A 3,397-nucleotide genomic window follows, 5' to 3' on the forward strand; every position below is an offset into this window, starting at 1 on the left:
CGACATCTCGGTAATGAAAACCAGGGTCAGGGGAATATCCGGACAGACTGCTAGAATGACTCCTATCCCTTTAAGCATCTGATGGTGGCGATACCTCAGGCGGTTTCTCCTCCGCACCAATATCGATGGGCCGAAACTCCTTATCCCATTCGAGGAAGGAGTTTGACGTGTGCGTTTGAAATTCTGCAATCATTTTCAGTTAAAGAATTCTTATTTCCGTTTTACTCTTCTGAATCAAATCATTTCGAGATATCAAAGGAGATTTCGATGCAAAAGTACTCGCGTTCCCAAAAAGGCTTCACTCTGATTGAGCTACTCGTTGTGATTGCCATTATAGCCATCTTGATTGCCCTGTTGCTTCCAGCGGTACAACAGGCACGAGAGGCAGCCAGAAGATCAACCTGCAAAAATAACCTGAAACAGATCGGATTAGCATTCCATAACTACCACGATACGCACAGATGTTTTCCATTTGCCTGGTTTGTTGATCCGAGCAATCCCACTAACCCTAAAGCGGGCGTATATGGGATTATGCTGCTACCATATTTGGACCAAGCTCCGCTCTACAACAAATGGAACTCCTCATACCCTGCTTTTAACGAACTGGCTGCAATTCCTGCTGTGGCTCAAAATTTAACAGTCATCGCAACGCCATTGCCGGTTTTCATGTGCCCCTCAACACCAGAGACCACCCAGCACAATTACGATTTGACAAGTGCTGGCTTCCCACTCACATATACAGCAGCTCGTACTGATTATTGCCCCGCTCTTGGAGTTCTTGGGGACTACTCTTCCCTGGCTTACACGGGACACCCCTCTGCTGCCAACAGATCGGGCATGTTGAATCTCGTCGGATTTGATCCGTCTAATCCAACTGCCTCAGGGAACTCGATTACCCGGATGCGTGACATTACTGATGGGTCATCCAACACCTTTTTATTAGGTGAAAGAGTGGGCGGCACCAATATCTACAATGGTCAGTCCCAGGTTCCCGCTTTGACAGCACTGTATGGCCCAACGAATGGTGGAGGCTGGGGAGATCTCCTTAATGGCGAGCATTGGTATAAGGGCTCGCTGCGTGACGGAACAGATGGAGGTAATGGGGGCCCCTGTGCAATCAACTGTACCAACACAAGAGGCCTTGGTTTCCTGAGTTTTCATACCGGTGGGGCCCACTTCCTGATGGGTGACGGTGCTGTTCGTTTTGTTAGCGCGAATATCGGTGGTTACATCTTAGCATCAATTACGACAAGAGCGGGTGGTGAAACAGTTGGAGAATTTTGATCATTAACGCCACATGAATAAAATCTTTCCGGCAGGCATCATTCGATGCCTGCCGACACTTCGGCCTGCTCTCTCACTCTCCTTTTCATTCTTGAGACCACACAATGAAATTGCAAAAAACGAAATTAGCAAAAACATTATTCCTCGGCCTGGTCACCCTTCTTCTGTTTTCCTGTGGCGGGGCCGAAGAACCGTACACCAAACAGACTTTTCCCGTTACAGGAAAAATCACGATTGATGGAACAGAACCGGGCTCTCCCGTGAAAGTATCGTGCCATAACAAAGGAGAAATCGATACGGAACACCCGACTATTTCCGGTTGCCAGACAGCAGACGACGGAACTTTCGAAATTTCAACATACACCTCAGGAGATGGAATGCCGGAAGGTGAGTATGTATTGACATTTCTCTGGGGAAAATACAATGCCATATCACGAAGCTATGGTGGATCCGATAAACTTAAAAAACGTTATAGAGATCCGAAAAAGTCTGAAATTTCTTTTATCGTCGAGGAGGGAAAGCCAACTGACCTTGGAACAATTGAACTGACTACTAAATGACATTTCATTTCATCATCGCTTAAATATTTATTCAGAATGAACTCGAATTCTCATCGGAGAATGACCAGAGCCCTTTCGTGATACCCCTAGAAACCGGGATAAGATTATGTTTGCACGCACCCTCACACTCCTGTTTGTGACAACACTTTGCGCCACCTCGTTTGCCGCAGAGAAATCTAATATTCCGTCCAAACTGAGAAACGCCAATGACATCCCCAAGGCATTTTTCAACTATATCGAACGAGAAGAACCGGCATACAAATGGGAACTGCATGACTCCTTTTCACATGATGGAGTCACTGCTTATCCGGTTGAATTGACATCTCAAACCTGGCAGGGACTTACATGGAAACACTGGCTGTACCTGATCGAACCAGATAATGTTCGCATCAACAGCAAGGTTTTATTGTTCGTGAGCGGAGGCAGCAACGGCTCCCGTCCCAATGAAAAACGACTCAAGCCAGCTTTTTTATTAGCAAAAGCAACCGGCGCCCGAATTGCGCTACTGACACAGGTTCCTAACCAGCCACTCTTTGATGGCAAAAAAGAAGATGATTTGATTACCGAAACCTGGTTACGCTATCTTAAAACCGGGGATGAAACATGGCCACTCCTATTCCCGATGGCCAAAAGCGCAGTGAAGGCAATGGATGCCATTCAGGAAATCGTCAGGGAAAAGCGAAATGTCGTCGTTGATGGTTTTGTTATCACCGGTGCGTCGAAACGAGGATGGACCAGCTGGTTGACACCAGTCGTGGATCAACGAATTATTGCAACCGCACCGATTGTGATTGACGTACTCAATTTCCGTAAACAGATGAAACACCAAATTGCGACATGGGGGAAATACAGCGAACAAATTATCGACTACACAAGTAAAGGGCTCATTGTAGAAGGGGAAGAAAATGCGCGGGAAAAGCAGTTGCGTTTAATGATGGATCCTTATACCTATCGCCAACAGATAATGATTCCCAAATTATTAATCAATGGCACCAATGATCCCTATTGGGTGGTCGATGCCATGCGCTTGTACTGGTCGGATCTTGTGGGCCCGAAATATATCCTGCAAGTTCCGAACGCCGGACATAATCTGGGAGGAGGAGTCGAATACGCGATCCAGACACTCGGTGCTTTTTTCATTCATGCCGCCACCGGCAAACAACTTCCCGCCTTGCAATGGGATAATTCCAGGGACTATGAATTAAAACTCACTTGCTCAAAGAAACCTGATCAGGTGCGAATATGGAGTGCTTACTCGGAGAATAAAGACTTCCGGAATTCTAAATGGTCTTCCAGCACTGTAAAACCAGGAAAGGCTGGGTATGTGACAAAAATAAAGAAACCTGTCAAAGGACATGTGGCTTATTATATGGAAGCCGCGTTTATGATCAATCAAATCCCTTATTCTTTATGCACTCTCACCACGGCAAAATAGCCTATTCCCCCCTCGGTTCCACATTTAAAGCATAGAGTTGCTTTTTCTAAATATTAGAAGAAGATCTCTTTTTCAATCTATGCGATTTCTTTTTGAATGTTAAGATAGCGTCTAGAGG

Annotated in this window: 3 protein-coding genes; all 3 read left to right on the forward strand. The window is 45.9% G+C overall.

Annotation, left to right across the window (positions count from 1 at the left end):
* Positions 1-267 precede the first annotated feature (267 nt).
* Positions 268-1,284: a DUF1559 domain-containing protein gene (locus tag Q0668_RS08520; protein WP_298862864.1), complete on the forward strand. Its 1,017-nt coding sequence runs from the start codon at positions 268-270 to the stop codon at positions 1,282-1,284.
* Positions 1,285-1,388: 104 nt separating this feature from the next.
* Positions 1,389-1,844: a hypothetical protein gene (locus Q0668_RS08525; protein WP_298862867.1), complete on the forward strand. Its 456-nt coding sequence runs from the start codon at positions 1,389-1,391 to the stop codon at positions 1,842-1,844.
* Between the two features lie 106 nt (positions 1,845-1,950).
* Positions 1,951-3,279, forward strand: a complete 1,329-nt coding sequence (locus tag Q0668_RS08530) for a PhoPQ-activated protein PqaA family protein (RefSeq protein WP_298862868.1) — start codon at positions 1,951-1,953, stop codon at positions 3,277-3,279.
* The last annotated feature ends 118 nt before the right edge of the window (positions 3,280-3,397 follow it).

Origin of the sequence: uncultured Gimesia sp. (assembly GCF_937910335.1) — a bacterium.
Lineage (GTDB): Bacteria > Planctomycetota > Planctomycetia > Planctomycetales > Planctomycetaceae > Gimesia.

Excerpts from the sequence above, each read along its gene's own strand:
- Q0668_RS08520 (WP_298862864.1), top strand. The coding sequence starts at position 268 with ATGCAAAAGTACTCGCGTTCCCAAAAAGGCTTCACTCTGATTGAGCTA.
- Q0668_RS08525 (WP_298862867.1), top strand. The coding sequence starts at position 1,389 with ATGAAATTGCAAAAAACGAAATTAGCAAAAACATTATTCCTCGGCCTG.
- Q0668_RS08530 (WP_298862868.1), top strand. The coding sequence starts at position 1,951 with ATGTTTGCACGCACCCTCACACTCCTGTTTGTGACAACACTTTGCGCC.